Below are 15016 nucleotides of genomic sequence, written 5' to 3'. Positions count from 1 at the left end.
GGAGCGAGCTTGCTCGCGATGCGGTGTAGCCACCCCATTTTCAGGTCAACGGCATGATCCCGCCCATCACATCCCCAATCGCCACTGGCCGACTGGCCAGCCGCGCATGCACCCCTTCCAGCTGTGCCGCCGCCACGCTCCAGTCATGCCGCTCGCGAACAAACACTCGTCCTGCCTCGGACAACTGCTGCATCCGCTGGGGCTGGTTGAGCAGTTGCGTGATGGTCAGGGCCAGGTCGTCTCCCGCATCACCACCCAGGTAATGCTCGCCACAACGAACCTGCAGCCCCGAAACGCCCTCGCGGGTGGTCACCACTGGCAGTCCTGCGGCCATGGCTTCGAGCAGCTTGATCTTGCAGCCGCCACTCTGGCGCAGCGGGGCGAAGAAGATCGCTGAGTGTTTTTGCAGTTCGCGCAGGTCCGGCAGGTAGCCGACCCACTCGATGCGCGGGTCGTCCCAGCGCAGTTTCCAGTGATCCGGCAGCGCATGGCCGGCGATGGCGAGGCGTACCGCCGGGTTGCTTTGCCAGACTTGCGGCAGGATCTCGTCCAGCGCCCATTCGATGGCTTCCTGGTTGGCGCAATGCTCGAAGTTGCCGACGAACAACAGGCGCTGGCTGCGCGGGCAGAAGCGGATCTCCTGGTAGTGGTCGCAATCGACGCCGTTCACCACCACCTGCGTCGGCCGGCCGGTCATTTCGCTGATCTGCCGGGCATCGTAGGGGCTCACTGCTACCACTTCGCTGGCCTGCTTCAGTACGCGGGTTTCCCAATGGCGGTAGCGCCAGCCGTCGAAGCTGTTGAACGGGCGCAGCCATAGCGGCAGGCGGTCCTGGCAGGCGGCGCCCTTGCGCCATTCGACCTGATGTTCGCTGACGATGAACGGCAGGCCGCTGGCCTGCAGTGCCCGTTCGAACGGCTGGAAGCTGTAGCTGTGCTCGATCTGGATCACGTCCCAATGCTCCTGCAGTAGCGCTTCGAAGCGGTGACGCAGGTGTGGAGCGAGGCCATTGATGCTGGTGCGCATCGGGTAGCTGACATTGAGCGCCGCCAGCAGATTGAGCGGGCTGTGCAAAGGACGGCGCGGCAGTACGATCAGGCGTTCCACCAGCGGCATCAGCGCCTGTCGCGCCGGCTCGGTCAGGGGCACCCTGGACTGGGTCAGCAGAGTGATGCGATGACCTCGCTGCGCCAGGCCGCGCAACAGATTGAACTGGCGGGTCTTGCTGCCACTGGTGGTGGGCCAGGGGAGGTAGGGCAGTGTCCAAAGTACGCGCATGACACTTCCTCGCTTGCCGGAGGGGCTTGGGCGGGTGGAACGAAAACGCCCGCGGCGCCAGCTCGGTGCTGGCTCCGACGTGACGACGCTGCGGGCATCACGGATCATCTTTCGTCAATTAAGTGACTTGTCTGATTGGCTTGGTGAATTTAGCCAATTATTTGTCGAAGCATGGTCGTGCTTGGGGGATCTTTCAAATGTCATTCGTAAGATTGCAGAACTTTACGTGTGCGATGTGCAGCAACTGCCTGTCGGTTGTGGTCGAGATAGGGAGTTGAATGTCCGGCCGAGAAGGGGTCTATCGATGAGCGAACGCAAAGCGCTGCTGATTCTGCATGGCAAGCAGGCGATGAACGAAGACGTCCGCGCCGCAGTGCAGGGCATGCGCGAGCGCGGTTGGCAACTGGATGTGCGCCTGACCTGGGAGGGCGGAGATGCCCAGCGGCTGGTGCATGAAGCGCTGGCGGCCGGTTATCCGCAGCTGATCGCGGGTGGTGGCGACGGCACGCTGCGGGATGTGGTGCACGCCATGGCCGATGCCGACAGCGATGCCAGCCTGGTGCTGTTGCCGCTGGGCACCGCCAACGACTTTGCCCGCGCTGCTGGCATTCCGCTGGAACCACAGGCGGCACTGGCGCTGCTGGAGGGCGAGGCGACGTCGATCGATCTGGGTGAGGTCGGCGGTGAGGTGTTTCTCAATATGGGCACCGGTGGCTTTGGCAGCCAGGTGACCGCCAACACCTCGGAGGACCTGAAAAAGGTTCTCGGCGCCGCGGCCTATCTGTTCACCGGTCTGTCGCGTTTCAGCGAGTTGAGCGCCGCCTCCGTCAGCCTGCAAGGGCCGGATTTCCATTGGCAGGGCGAGTTGCTGGCGTTGGGCATCGGTAATGGCCGCCAGGCCGGCGGTGGCCATGAGCTGTGCCCGGAGGCGCTGGTGGATGACGGGCTGCTGGACATTAGCATCCTGCCGGCGCCGCAGGAGGTGGTCGGCACCCTGCGCGACCTGCTCAGCGGCGGCCTGGGGCTGGACAGCATGTTCATCCGCGCCCGGCTGCCGTGGGTCGAGGTCAAGGGCTCGCAAGGGTTGGACATCAACCTCGACGGCGAACCGCTGCAAGGCGAAAGCCTGCGCTTCCGGGTGCTGCCCGGCGCGTTGCGGGTGCACATGCCGGCAGGGTCGCCGCTGCTCAGTCGTCGAGGCTGATGATCTGCTCGCGCACGGCGAACAGCACAAGACCGGCCACGTCGTAGATCTGCAGGCGCTTCATGATCTGCGAGCGGTGGGTTTCCACGGTCTTGACGCTCAGGCCGAGGCCGTTGGCGATCTCCCGGGTGGACTTGCCGCGCACGATCAGGCGCAGGATTTCCAGTTGGCGAGCGGTGAGGTTGTGGTTCTCCGCCGGTTCCACCTTCTGCGTGCGCAGCAGCGCCTGGTTGATCACCGTGTGGGCGATGGCCGGGCTGAGGTAGCGCTCGTCATTGCTCAGGGCAGCAAGGGCCTGTTCCAGCTCGGTGGCGGTGGTGTCCTTGAGCAGGTAGCCATGGGCGCCGGTTTCCAGCGCCTGCATGATCAGGTCCGGGTCGGTGTGCATCGACAGGATCAGCACCTTGCAGCGGCTGCCTTCGGCCTGCAGGTGGCTGAGGGCCTCAAGGCCGCCGATGGCGCGCATCGACAGGTCGAGCAGGACGATGTCCGGGTCCAGTTCGTGGATCAGGTCGACCAGTTGGCTGCCATCGCTGGCTTCGCCCACGACGGTGTAGCCGGGAATATCGGATACCAGGGCGCGGACGCCGGCACGGATCAGGGAATGGTCGTCAACCAGCAGCAATTTACAAGTCATGAAGTCTTACTTGAGTTGGCGCGCTCGCGCGAGCGGGGTGCCCAGGGAAGGAGCGCGTCGATCCGCGAGCCTTTGCCAGGCTCGCTGTGGACCGTCAGGCTGCCATTGAGCAGGTGCGCGCGTTCGGCCATGCCGGCCATTCCGCACTGGCCTTCCTCGCCGGGGTGGGAAGAGGGCAGGAAACCCTGGCCATCGTCACTGATCGATAGCGACAGGCCTTCCGGCTTGCGCTGAAACTGCACGATCAGGTTTCGCGCCCGGGCATGGCGCAAAACGTTGGTTATCGCTTCCTGCGTGATACGGAAGGCGGCCATGACCATCTCTTCCGGGAGGCCGTCCAGGCGGCTTTTGCATTCGAGGCTCCAACGCACGTCGGTGTTGTCCAGCGTGCGCGAGAGGTGCGTGCGCAGGCTGGCTTCCAGGCCGAGGCTGTTGAGCTGGCGCGGAGCGAGGCTGGTGGCCAGGCTGCGGGCGTGGGAAAGGGTTTCGTCAAGGGTATCGCGCAAGGCGGCGCACGAATCCTGCAGGGTTTCCGGCAGGCGCCGTTGCAGCCATTCGGCCTGCAGCTTGGCGGCGGTCAGCAGTTGGCCGATGTCGTCGTGCAGTTCGCGGCTCAGGCGCAGCCGCTCGCTTTCCTGCACCTTGAGCAGGCGGTCGGCCAGCTCCTGCGGGGTCATGACGATTACGTCTTTGGGTTTGCGTATCGTGACGAGCACGCCCAGCAGGGTGATGGCCTGTAGCACCAGCAGGATCGGGGGCAGTGGCGTGGCGCTGAAGTAGCAGGCCAGGGCAACCGCCAGCGAAGCCAGGCAAGTCAGTGCTATCGCACGCTGCAACAGGGCCGTGCCGCGTGGGTGCCGGGTGAAGGTCTTGAGGCTTGAGTGCACGGAAAATGAAGCCACTGGAGTATCACTTTTCAAAGCCAGTTCGGGGTTGATTGAAAGGCTTTTTAGAGGGGCCTTCAACAACTTTTATCATCATGTTGCAACGGGCGATCAGGCACTTTTTTAGTGCGCTGAAAGCGCCATGTTCCAGCAGTGGCAACAGTCGGCAACCGGCTCGGAGCGGCGCATGGTATCACTTCGGGGTCGAATGGTCGCGGGCCGATAATTGGTCTGAATAGTCAGGTTTTGCGGGCTGGTACGGGCGTTCCGCCTGGCGCGGATTCTAGCACTTTGCCACTACGACTGGCGAACTTAAACGTTCATTAAAAAGTCGGATGTACTTTTTCCAAACCGGCAGAGTTGTTTTAGAAGGCTGTGCTTAGTTGCACGTTAGTGCACGCAAAACACTAGCATGCTGTATGCCGGACAAGTTTTTCGTGTGAGCTTAGTTGTCGTTTGTTTGTCTTCGATCATCTTTCCATGCGCTGCTGAAGGCTCTGGGATGCAGCGCGCGAGCTGATCAGACGTTTTCGACGGATTGATTGCACGGCGTCCGCGCAGGATCGAGTGCCTTGTCCAGATGTGTGAGCAACTCCTGTTGTTCTTCACTATCCAGATTCAGTGAGCCGGTAAACGGATCGATCAACTCGATCTGCCAGGCCAGCAGGCTCAGGCATGCTTCAAGGATACCCAGCGCCGTTCCGCGCAGCGGGTTACGGGGATGGCCCGGTTCCAGCAGGGCAATCAGTTGCTCGCAGAAATCGGCGATCTGCACCTGCTCCCGAGGCCCGGCTTTTTCCATAAGGGTGCGGAGGGTGCTGATCAGGCAATCACTGGCATCCGCATCCTCGCCAATCAACTGGAAATGTTGCAAGCAGTCGTGGGCGCGGCTCAAGAGTGCGTAGGCGTCATCCAGGAAATCGTGTAGCGGGCTCATATCCGGTGAGTCGTTCAGCATCAGTCGGCTCCTGGCTGGCATAGGCAACAGGCCTGGAAGCAGACGGGTGATAGGTCAGGGACAGAGGCTGGCCACAGCGAAGTGATAGCGAACAAGGGCCCGACTCCATTCATGCATTGAGAATGGCGTCACATTAATGGCTAACTGATTTCACGAACATCAGGTCCCTCCCGATTGATGGTAGGGGTTTCCCTGATGAGGAATTTAAGGTGTGGCCCCGTTGCGGAGCGGGATGGCAGGAAAAACTGTGAGTGCAGTAAAGCATGATGCTAAAGTGATATCAACGCTTCACGCAGCATTTTCTTCATAGGGTCAAGCTGTCGCATAAGCGGCCGATATAAGGCCGATGCATATTTACCTTTTGCAACAAGCCTGGGGGATTCAATGGCTGGCATTCTCGACTCGGTAGACCAAAGGACACAGCTGGTAGGCGAGAACCGCCTGGAAATCCTCATGTTTCGCCTCGCGGGGCGGCAGTTGTTCGCGATCAACGTCTTCAAGGTGCAGGAAGTCCTGCAGTTGCCCAAGCTGACCCTGATGCCCCAGCGCCACACCTACGTCTGCGGCGTGGTCAACCTGCGCGGCCAGACCCTGCCGGTTATCGACCTGTCGCAAGCCATTGGCATGCGTCCCCTGGAACCGGGTCCGAACAGCACCATCATCGTCACCGAGTACAACCGCTCGGTGCAGGCCTTCCTCGTCGGTGGCGTCGACCGCATCGTCAACATGAACTGGGAAGCCATCCTGCCGCCGCCAACCAGCGCGGGGCGTCAGCATTACCTCACCGCCATCAGCAAGGTCGACGAGCAGTTGGTGGAAATCATCGACGTGGAAAAGGTGCTGGCGGAAATCGTGCCGTACAACGCCAAGGTTTCCCGGGAAAAGCTCGACGATCCGGTCCTGCGCCGCGCCTATGGCCGCGAAGTGCTGCTGGTGGACGACTCCACTGTGGCCCTGGCGCAATTGCGTGAAACCCTCTCCCAGTTGGGCGTGAAGTTGCACGTGGCCAGCGATGGCCTCAAGGCCCTGAAAATGCTCAAGGGCTGGGCGGATGCTGGCGAGGATGTCTGTGAAAAACTGCTGATGATCTTCACCGACGCCGAAATGCCGGAAATGGACGGCTATCGCCTGACCACGGAGATCCGCAACGATCCGCGTCTGCGCGCACTGTACGTGGTACTGCACACCTCGCTGTCCGGCAGCTTCAACGAATCCATGGTGAAGAAGGTCGGTTGCGACAACTTCCTCTCCAAATTCCAGCCTGACCGCCTGGTGGATGTGGTTCGCCAGCGCCTGATGCTCGACGAAGCCACCGTCTGACCCCACGCCTGCCCGGCAGCCAATGCCGGGCATCGGGTGTAAGCTGCGCTTTTTCGTCAGGGAGCATCGGCTCATGCGTTTGAGTGCGCTTTATCGTTACCCGGTCAAATCCGCGCAGGGCGAAGCGCTGCAGCAGTCGCCCGCCGGGCTGCTGGGCCTGGCCGGTGATCGTCGCTGGATGCTGGTGGATGCTGGCAACAACCGTTTTCTGACCCAACGCGCTTTCCCACAGATGAGCCAGTTGTCGGCGCTGTATGCGGCTGACGGCGGACTGCTGCTCAATGCACCGGGCCAGCCAACGCTGCATGTCGCGGTGCCGAGCCCGGACGATGCGCTGCGTGGCGTGACCATCTGGCGCGATACCCTCCAGGTTCCGGATGCCGGCGATGTGGCGGCGGAGTGGCTGAGCGCCTTTATGGGGCGTGCGGTGCGCCTGGTGCATGTGCCTGAAAAGCGCACACGCTACTTGCCTTCTGGCTATGGCGAAAACAGTGACCGCGTGGCCTTCGCCGACGGTTTCCCGCTGCTGCTGATTGGTCAGGCGTCGCTTGATGACCTGACACAGCGGGTCGGTCGCCCCATGGAAATGATGCGTTTTCGTCCGAATCTGGTTATCGAGGGCAGCGAACCATTCGCCGAGGACGGCTGGAAACGTATTCGTATTGGCCAGCAGACTTTCCGCGTGGTCAAACCGTGCGGGCGCTGCATCCTCACCACCATCGACCCGGCCACCGGCGAACGCAGCCCGGACCGCGAGCCGTTTGCCACGCTGATGAATTATCGGCAGAAAGAAGGGGAGGCCATGTTCGGCCAGAACCTGGTGGCTGATGGCGAGGGTGTGCTTGAGGTGGGGATGGCGGTTGAGGTGCTGGAGTAAAAGCTTGGGCCCATTCGCGAGCAAGCTCGCTCCTACAGGGGCATTGTAGGCGCGAGCTTGCTCGCGAAGGCCCGCCAAAGCGGGCCCCGCACTCAATCACTGGTCGTCGAAATAACGCTCATGCCAATCCACCAGCGGCTGCGGTGAATTGAGCTTCTGCCCGTAGATCACCGCATAAGACAGCACGTTCTGCACGTACTGGCGGGTTTCGTCGAATGGGATCGATTCGACCCAGACGTCGAAACTCAGGTGGTCCGCGCCGCGCAGCCACTGACGCACGCGGCCCGGGCCGGCGTTGTACGCGGCCGAGGCGAGCACCCGGTTGCCGTTGAACTGACCATGGACCTGGCTCAGGTACGCCGCGCCGAGCTGGATGTTCTTGTCCGGGTTGAGTACTTGGGCCGGCGAAGCCAGCGGAATGCTGAACTTGCGTGCGGTTTCCTTGGCGGTTGCCGGCATCAGTTGCATCAGGCCGCTGGCGCCGACGCTGGAGCGGGCGTCGTCCATGAACGCACTTTCCTGACGGGTGATGGCGAATACCCAGCTCGAATGCAGGCCGCGCACCTTGGCTTCGCGTACCAGCGTGTCGCGGTGGGCCATCGGGAAGCGGATATCCAGGTCATCCCAATATTGCGCCTGGCTGATGGTGCGAATGGCCGGGAAGTACCAGCGCAGGTCGTAGGCGATGCGCGCCTGGGCGACCATTTCGTCGCGGTTGAAGTGACGGCTGACGTGGTACCACTCGCGGCGACCGTCAACGATCTGCCCCCGCTCATGGAATTCCAGCGCCCGGCGCACGCCCGGGGTATTGCGCACCTTGTTCATCAGTTGCTGGCTGATCACCAGCGGCTTGTTGTTCAACTGGTACGGCGTTTGTGCGCGGTCGGCGGCGAGGAAACCATAGAAGTCACGCTCGCGCGCCACGGTCTTGTACAGCAACGGGATTTGCGGGTTCTGCGGCTGGGCCAGCTCCAGGCTGCGGGCCTGCCAGTAGCGCCAGCGGTTGGTGGTGGCCAGATCCTGCGGCAGGCGCTTGGTCAGTTCGTAGGCATCTTCCCAGCGACCCAGGCGCAGCAGCAGGCGCAGGCGCCATTCGCTGACGGTGTTGTCGCGCAGTTGCGGGTCGTAGCGGGTCATCAGGTCGAGGCCGCGCGGGTCGTAGCGGCGGGCCAGGGTCAGGCCGATTTCGCGGGCGATGGCGACTTTTTCGTCGCTGGAGAAATGCATGCGGGTGGCGTAGTCGTCCAGCAGCGCCATGGCCCGGTCCGGGTCCTGACGGGCCAGGCGGCGCAAGCCGAGGCTGACCACATCGGACATCGCTTCGTTGACCGGCACGAAGCGCGACGGCTGATTGAGCAGTTCCGGCTTCTGCGCGACATCGATCAGCAGGCGGCCTTGTTCGCCGAGGGTCGGCAGGGTCTTCACCAGATTGGTGGCCAGCGCGTAGTTGCGCGCCTGGGCTGCCAGCTTGGTGCGCTGCCAGCGCTTGGCTTCGGTCAGTTGGCCCTGGGCGGCCCACTGGTCGAACAGTACGTCACAGGCGGCCGGTTGCGACTTGCCTACCAGCCAGAGTTTTTCTGCGGTGGCGAAGCCTTCGGCGCGCAGGCCGTGGCCCAACTGGTATTGGCCGTTGAGGCAGTCCAGTTCGGTGAAATTGAGTTTGGGATCGTAGTACTTGATGAAGGTCTGCCACTCGCCGCGCTCGGCGAGCCAGCGCAACCAGCGCAACTTCATCCAGTTGGCCTGGGGCAGGTCGCCATTCTTGGCCAGGAAGCTCTCGATCTCGGCATTGCTGGAGGTCTTGAGTCGCGCGGTCAGCTCGTCGTAGGCCAGGTACGGCTCCAGCGGATAGTCCTGCAGGGCGGCGGCGTAACGTCGGTAGGGCCCGGTATCGCCCTTGGCCAGCGCGCGCTTGGCTTCGTCGTACATCTGGCGTTGTTGGGCGAGGTCGGCAGCCTGCACGGCACCGGCCACGGAGGCCGAGAGGAGCAGGCAGGAAACGATGTTGAGCAGGCGGCGCATGATACTTCCAGACAGTTGACCAAAACGAGTGTCGGCGTCGCCAGCACTGTGGGTTCACGGGCTTAAGCTTAGCCGTTTGCCCGCGCCGGATGAAAGCATTGTGCTTGCATCCGGATGTAACGCGCTGCGGGCTGGCGGACGGCCATGTGTACTGTGTTGCCCGGTCAAGTCAGGTAGAATGCGCGCCCGCTTTCTGGAGAACAACATGACCCTGCTCAAATTCAGCGATGTGTCCCTCGCTTTTGGCACCATGCCCTTACTGGACAAGGTGTCCTGGCAGATCGCCCGTGGTGAGCGGGTCTGCATCATCGGCCGCAACGGCACCGGCAAATCGAGCATGATGCGCCTGGTCAAGGGCGACCAAAAGGCCGATGACGGCGAAATCTGGCGTGCGCCGGGGCTGAAAATCGGTGAGCTGCCGCAAGAATTGCCGGTAGCCGACGACCGTACCGTGTTCGACGTGGTTGCCGAAGGCCTGGCCGGCGTCGGCGCTTTGCTCGCCGAGTACCACCACCTGAGCCAGAACATCCATACCGATGCCGATCTGGAAAAACTCATGCACGTCCAGCAGGACCTGGAAGCCCGCGACGGCTGGCGCTTGCAGCAACTGGTGGACAGCACCCTGAGCCGCCTGCAGTTGCCGGCCGACAAGACCCTGGCCGAGCTGTCCGGTGGCTGGCGCCGCCGCGTACTGCTGGCGCAGGCGCTGGTGTGCGAGCCGGACCTGCTGCTCCTCGACGAGCCGACCAACCACCTGGACATCGGTGCCATCGCCTGGCTGGAAGATGCCCTCAGCGGTTTCGGCGGCGCGGTGCTGTTCATCACCCACGACCGTTCCTTCCTGCAGAACCTGGCCACGCGCATTCTTGAACTGGACCGTGGCGGCCTGATCGACTGGAACGGCGACTACGCCAGCTTCCTGGTGCACAAGGAGGCCGCACTGGCCGCCGAGGAAACCGCCAACGCGCTGTTCGACAAGCGCCTGGCCCAGGAAGAAGTCTGGATCCGCCAGGGCATCAAGGCCCGGCGTACCCGTAACGAAGGCCGCGTGCGTGCGCTGAAGGCGCTGCGGGTCGAGCGCAGCGAACGTCGCGAGCGCCAGGGCAAGGCCAATATCCTGATCGAGTCTGCGGAGAAGTCCGGCAAGCAGGTGATGGTGCTGGAAAACGTCAGCTTCGCTCACCCCGGCGGCCCGACCCTGGTCAAGGATTTCTCGATGGTCCTGCAGCGCGAGGACCGTATCGGCCTGCTGGGTGCCAACGGTACCGGCAAGACCACGCTGCTCAAGCTGATGCTGGGTGACCTGGAGCCGACCGGCGGCAAGGTCGATTCGGGTACGCGTCTGGAAGTGGCTTACTTCGACCAGTTGCGCAATCAGCTGGAGCTGGAAAAGACCGTTATCGACAACCTTGCCGAAGGTCGCGACTTCATCGATATCGACGGCCAGAGCCGCCATGTCCTGAGCTACCTGGGTGACTTCCTGTTCAGCCCGCAGCGTGCGCGCACGCCGGTCAAGGCGCTGTCCGGGGGCGAGCGTGCGCGGTTGCTGCTGGCCAAGCTGTTCAGCAAGCCGGCCAACCTGCTGGTACTCGACGAACCGACCAACGACCTCGACGTGGAAACCCTGGAGCTGCTGGAAGAAGTACTGGCGGGCTACAAGGGCACCGTGCTGATGGTCAGCCACGACCGGGCATTCCTCGACAACGTGGTGACCAGCACCCTGGTGTTCGAGGGCGAGGGCAAGGTACGCGAGTATGTCGGCGGCTATCAGGACTGGATCCGTCAGGGCGGTTCGCCGCGTCTGCTGGGCGTCAGCGAGAGCAAGTCCGGCAAGTCCGAGCTGAACACCGCGGTGGTCACCGCGCCTGTGGCCGAGGCTGCGCCGGTTGCAGCGGCTGCGGATACCAAGAAAAAGCTCAGCTACAAGTTCCAGCGCGAGCTGGAAGCCCTGCCGGGCCAGATTGAGGCGGTTGAACAGAAGATCGCCGCGATCCAACTGCAGATTTCCGATGCGGGCTTCTATCAGAAGTCCAGCGAGCACACCAGCAAGGTGCTGGCTGACCTCGAGCGGATGCAGGCAGAGCTGGACGTGCTGGTCGAGCGCTGGGCCGAACTGGACGGTTGAGGCGGGAAGGGGCCCGGAGCGAAAACTCCGGGCCTTTTTGCGTTACTCGGCTTTCTTCTGCAGGCGGACCGCCAGGACATCGCACGGCGCGCCGTGCAGCACGTCATTGGCGGTGGAGCCGAGCAGCAGGGCCAGGCCGTGGCGGCCATGGCTGCCGACCACGATCAGGTCGCATTTCTGCTCCTTGGCCAACTGGTGGATCTCCTGGCGTGGCTGGCCATAGGTCAGGTGCGAATCGCCGCGATTGATTTCCGGGTATTTGTTGAACAGACGCTCCAGGCGCTCCTTGGCCTGGTCGAACTGCTGCTGTTGCAGTTGCGACAGGTCCATCGGTACGTCGCCGCCAAACGCCATGGCCATCGGCTCGACGATATGCACCAGCGACACTTTGGCATTGCCCGGGGTGGCCAGCTCGCGGGCGCGTTTGATGACCGGGTCGCATTCTTCGGTCAGGTCGACGGCGACCAGTATGTGTTCGTAGGGCATGAGAGGCTCTCCTGACAATCGCGATAGTTAAAGTATGGTCCGTTTCAGGCTGATCGCATCCAGTGCGGCTAACCAGCTCATTTGCAAAGTCTTGATAGGAATAACAGATATGACGGTCTGGGTAGTAGTGTCAATCCTCGCGCTGATCCTCAGTCCGCTGGCCTGGCTGTTGCCTTCGCGGCGCATGAGCGGGCGTATGGCGCTGCGCCTGGAGGCTCGACGCATGGGGCTGGCGATGCAGCTTGCACCGCAGACCTGGCCGCACTGGCTGCCGGAAGAACCACCGGGCACCTGTGCGCAATACCATCAGGCCCGACGCCGTGGCAGCAGCGATGTCTGGTGTTATTGGCAAACCACGCCGGGCACCTGGCTCAACCAGTGGCGCGAGCCCTGCGACGATGAGCGGGTGCTGGAACAGCTCAAGCGGTTGCCGGCGAGTGTCTATAAAGTCGAGGCCACTGCGCAGATGGTCGCCCTCTGCTGGGGTGAGCGTGAGGATGCCTCGGTGTTGCAGGATGTTGCTGAGGCGTTGAAAACCCTCGCATGAAAAAGCCCGCCAGGTTTCCCGGGCGGGCTGTATGCATCGAAAAAAAAGGCCAGGCAGGCCGGGAAGTGCTTCAGTAGCTCGCAGTGTAGTGCGCGATTTATTTTCGTGCCCAGTAAAACGCCCTTCTTTTTTCTCCTCCACGCTGTTTATGCGCCGGATCCATTTGCCGCGCGCAACGTCTAATCGCTTACGTGAATGATGGTGGATCACCGTCATGGCGAGTTGCTCAAGTCTCAACCAGAAATGACCGGAAAGTCGCGTTTGTCCAGCGCTCATGGGGGTTTGACAAAGCCGACCATTTCGGTAACTGTGTGCACACCCGAATCAAACGGGCGTATGAATTGAGCGTTTGTATCGTCAGAAAGCTCGTACAGAATCCCGACTATCGCGCTGACGGGTATGTCTGGGACAACGGATCGACATCCAACGGCCATGAGCCGGTCGACCGTCGTCACAGCGATCAGCGTGTACAGTTCAGCTTCCATATCGTGGAGATCAGTTGATGATTTACGAAGGTAAAGCCATCACGGTTAAGGCTCTTGAAAGCGGCATCGTCGAACTGAAGTTCGACCTCAAGGGTGAGTCCGTCAACAAATTCAACCGTCTTACCCTGAACGAACTGCGTCAGGCGGTGGACACCATCAAGGCCGACGCATCGATCAAAGGCGTGATTGTCAGCAGTGGCAAGGACGTCTTCATCGTCGGCGCGGACATCACCGAGTTTGTCGATAACTTCAAGCTGCCCGAGGCCGACCTGGTCGCCGGCAACCTGGAAGCCAACCGCATTTTCAGCGACTTCGAAGACCTCGGCGTGCCGACTGTCGTTGCCATCAACGGCATCGCCTTGGGCGGCGGCCTGGAAATGTGCCTCGCGGCCGACTTCCGCGTCATGTCCAGCAGCGCCAAGATCGGCCTGCCGGAAGTCAAACTGGGTATCTACCCGGGCTTCGGCGGTACCGTTCGCCTGCCGCGCCTGATCGGCGCCGACAACGCGGTCGAGTGGATCGCATCGGGCAAGGAAAACCGTGCTGAAGATGCGCTGAAAGTTGGCGCTGTCGATGCTGTTGTCGCCCCCGAGAAGCTGGCTGAAGCAGCTCTGGACCTGATCAAGCGCGCCATCAGCGGCGAGTTCGACCACAAGGCCAAGCGTCAGCCGAAGCTGGAAAAACTCAAGCTCAACGCCATCGAGCAGATGATGGCCTTCGAAACCGCCAAGGGCTTCGTTGCTGGCCAGGCCGGCCCGAACTACCCAGCGCCGGTCGAAGCGATCAAGACCATCCAGAAAGCCGCCAACTTCGGTCGGGACAAGGCGCTGGAAGTCGAGGCCGCCGGCTTCGCCAAACTGGCCAAGACTTCGGTTGCCGAAAGCCTGATCGGCCTGTTCCTGAACGACCAGGAACTCAAGCGCAAAGCCAAGGCCCACGACGAAATCGCCCATGACGTGAAGCAGGCCGCCGTACTCGGCGCCGGCATCATGGGTGGCGGTATCGCCTACCAGTCCGCGGTCAAGGGCACGCCGATCCTGATGAAGGATATCCGCGAGGAAGCCATCCAGCTGGGCCTGAACGAAGCCTCCAAGCTGCTTGGCAAGCGCGTCGAGAAAGGCCGTCTGACCCCGGCCAAGATGGCCGAGGCGCTGAACGCGATTCGTCCGACCCTGTCCTACGGCGATTTCGCCAACGTCGACATCGTCGTCGAAGCCGTGGTCGAAAACCCGAAAGTCAAGCAGGCCGTTCTGGCCGAGGTCGAAGGCCAGGTCAAGGACGATGCGATTCTCGCCTCGAACACCTCGACCATCTCCATCAACCTGCTGGCCAAGGCGCTCAAGCGTCCGGAAAACTTTGTCGGCATGCACTTCTTCAACCCGGTGCACATGATGCCGCTGGTCGAAGTCATCCGTGGCGAGAAGTCCAGTGAAGTGGCCGTCGCCACCACCGTGGCCTACGCCAAGAAAATGGGCAAGAACCCGATCGTCGTCAACGACTGCCCGGGCTTCCTGGTCAACCGCGTGCTGTTCCCGTACTTCGGCGGTTTCGCCAAGCTGGTCAGCGCTGGTGTGGACTTCGTCCGCATCGACAAAGTCATGGAAAAATTCGGCTGGCCGATGGGCCCGGCGTACCTGATGGACGTGGTCGGCATCGACACCGGCCACCACGGTCGCGACGTAATGGCCGAGGGCTTCCCGGACCGCATGAAGGATGATCGTCGTTCGGCTGTCGATGCGCTGTACGAAGCCAACCGCCTGGGCCAGAAGAATGGCAAGGGCTTCTACTCCTACGAAACCGATAAACGCGGCAAGCCGAAGAAGGTTGCCGACGCCTCGGTCCTCGAAGTGCTCAAGCCGATCATTTTCGAACAACGCGAAGTCACTGATGAAGACATCATCAACTGGATGATGGTCCCGCTGTGCCTGGAGACCGTGCGCTGCCTGGAAGACGGCATCGTCGAAACCGCGGCCGAGGCCGACATGGGCCTGGTCTACGGCATTGGTTTCCCTCCCTTCCGCGGCGGCGCGCTGCGTTACATCGATTCGATCGGTGTGGCCGAATTCGTCGCCCTGGCAGACAAGTACGCCGATCTGGGCCCGCTGTACCACCCCACCGCGAAGCTGCGTGAAATGGCCAAAAATGGTCAGAGCTTCTTCGGTTAAGCGCCCAACGGTATAGAGCGAGAGAAA

At 62.1% G+C, this 15016-nt stretch carries 12 protein-coding genes; 6 read left to right on the top strand and 6 right to left on the bottom strand.

What is annotated here, in order from left to right; translation table 11 throughout:
• Positions 1 to 40: 40 nt before the first annotated feature.
• A complete protein-coding gene (locus tag NTD82_RS26885) occupies positions 41 to 1279 on the bottom strand; it encodes a glycosyltransferase family 4 protein (RefSeq protein WP_262130915.1) in 1239 nt (412 codons plus the stop codon).
• A gap of 304 nt (positions 1280 to 1583) precedes the next feature.
• Between NTD82_RS26885 and yegS the strand changes: the two genes are divergently transcribed.
• Entirely contained in the window at positions 1584 to 2483 is a 900-nt protein-coding gene (gene yegS, locus NTD82_RS26880; protein WP_095157962.1) for a lipid kinase YegS, read from the top strand.
• On the opposite strand, the gene NTD82_RS26875 is transcribed toward yegS, so the two are convergent.
• The 3 genes from NTD82_RS26875 to NTD82_RS26865 form a co-directional block, all read right to left on the bottom strand.
• Positions 2467 to 3120, bottom strand: a complete 654-nt coding sequence (locus NTD82_RS26875) for a response regulator (RefSeq protein ID WP_095157960.1) — start codon at positions 3118 to 3120, stop codon at positions 2467 to 2469. The two genes, yegS and NTD82_RS26875, sit on opposite strands and share 17 nt — an antisense overlap.
• Complete coding sequence (locus tag NTD82_RS26870; RefSeq protein ID WP_256587814.1) at positions 3117 to 4022, bottom strand: sensor histidine kinase; 906 nt, start codon at positions 4020 to 4022, stop codon at positions 3117 to 3119. Before NTD82_RS26870 ends, NTD82_RS26875 begins: the two co-directional genes overlap by 4 nt.
• 502 nt (positions 4023 to 4524) lie before the next feature.
• The gene (locus tag NTD82_RS26865) at positions 4525 to 4962 is read right to left on the bottom strand and encodes a histidine kinase (protein ID WP_262130914.1); all 438 of its coding nucleotides are present in this window, start codon (positions 4960 to 4962) and stop codon (positions 4525 to 4527) included.
• A gap of 384 nt (positions 4963 to 5346) precedes the next feature.
• Between NTD82_RS26865 and NTD82_RS26860 the strand changes: the two genes are divergently transcribed.
• The gene (locus NTD82_RS26860) at positions 5347 to 6282 is read left to right on the top strand and encodes a chemotaxis protein CheV (RefSeq protein ID WP_095157957.1); all 936 of its coding nucleotides are present in this window, start codon (positions 5347 to 5349) and stop codon (positions 6280 to 6282) included.
• A gap of 73 nt (positions 6283 to 6355) precedes the next feature.
• Complete coding sequence (locus tag NTD82_RS26855) at positions 6356 to 7159, top strand: MOSC domain-containing protein (protein ID WP_262130913.1); 804 nt, start codon at positions 6356 to 6358, stop codon at positions 7157 to 7159.
• A gap of 96 nt (positions 7160 to 7255) precedes the next feature.
• Here the strand turns inward: NTD82_RS26855 and NTD82_RS26850 are convergent, their stop codons facing one another.
• Positions 7256 to 9181 carry a transglycosylase SLT domain-containing protein gene (locus NTD82_RS26850; protein WP_371864317.1) on the bottom strand — a complete coding sequence of 642 codons (1926 nt, stop codon included), beginning with the start codon at positions 9179 to 9181 and terminating at the stop codon, positions 7256 to 7258.
• 205 nt (positions 9182 to 9386) lie between these two features.
• Between NTD82_RS26850 and NTD82_RS26845 the strand changes: the two genes are divergently transcribed.
• Complete coding sequence (locus NTD82_RS26845; protein WP_262130912.1) at positions 9387 to 11306, top strand: ATP-binding cassette domain-containing protein; 1920 nt, start codon at positions 9387 to 9389, stop codon at positions 11304 to 11306.
• Between the two features lie 42 nt (positions 11307 to 11348).
• Here NTD82_RS26845 and NTD82_RS26840 read toward each other — a convergent pair whose 3' ends face one another.
• A complete protein-coding gene (locus NTD82_RS26840; RefSeq protein ID WP_095157951.1) occupies positions 11349 to 11792 on the bottom strand; it encodes a universal stress protein in 444 nt (147 codons plus the stop codon).
• 109 nt (positions 11793 to 11901) lie between these two features.
• Between NTD82_RS26840 and NTD82_RS26835 the strand changes: the two genes are divergently transcribed.
• Together NTD82_RS26835 and fadB are read left to right on the top strand one after the other, a co-directional pair.
• Positions 11902 to 12339 carry a hypothetical protein gene (locus NTD82_RS26835; RefSeq protein ID WP_262130911.1) on the top strand — a complete coding sequence of 146 codons (438 nt, stop codon included), beginning with the start codon at positions 11902 to 11904 and terminating at the stop codon, positions 12337 to 12339.
• Positions 12340 to 12841: 502 nt separating this feature from the next.
• Positions 12842 to 14989 (top strand): fatty acid oxidation complex subunit alpha FadB, encoded by a 2148-nt coding sequence (gene fadB, locus NTD82_RS26830; RefSeq protein ID WP_095157945.1) that lies wholly within the window; start codon positions 12842 to 12844, stop codon positions 14987 to 14989.
• The last annotated feature ends 27 nt before the right edge of the window (positions 14990 to 15016 follow it).

It is taken from the genome of Pseudomonas sp. 5P_5.1_Bac1 (assembly GCF_025466015.1).
Taxonomy (GTDB): domain Bacteria; phylum Pseudomonadota; class Gammaproteobacteria; order Pseudomonadales; family Pseudomonadaceae; genus Aquipseudomonas.
This window is presented reverse-complemented; position numbering and strand designations above follow the sequence as displayed.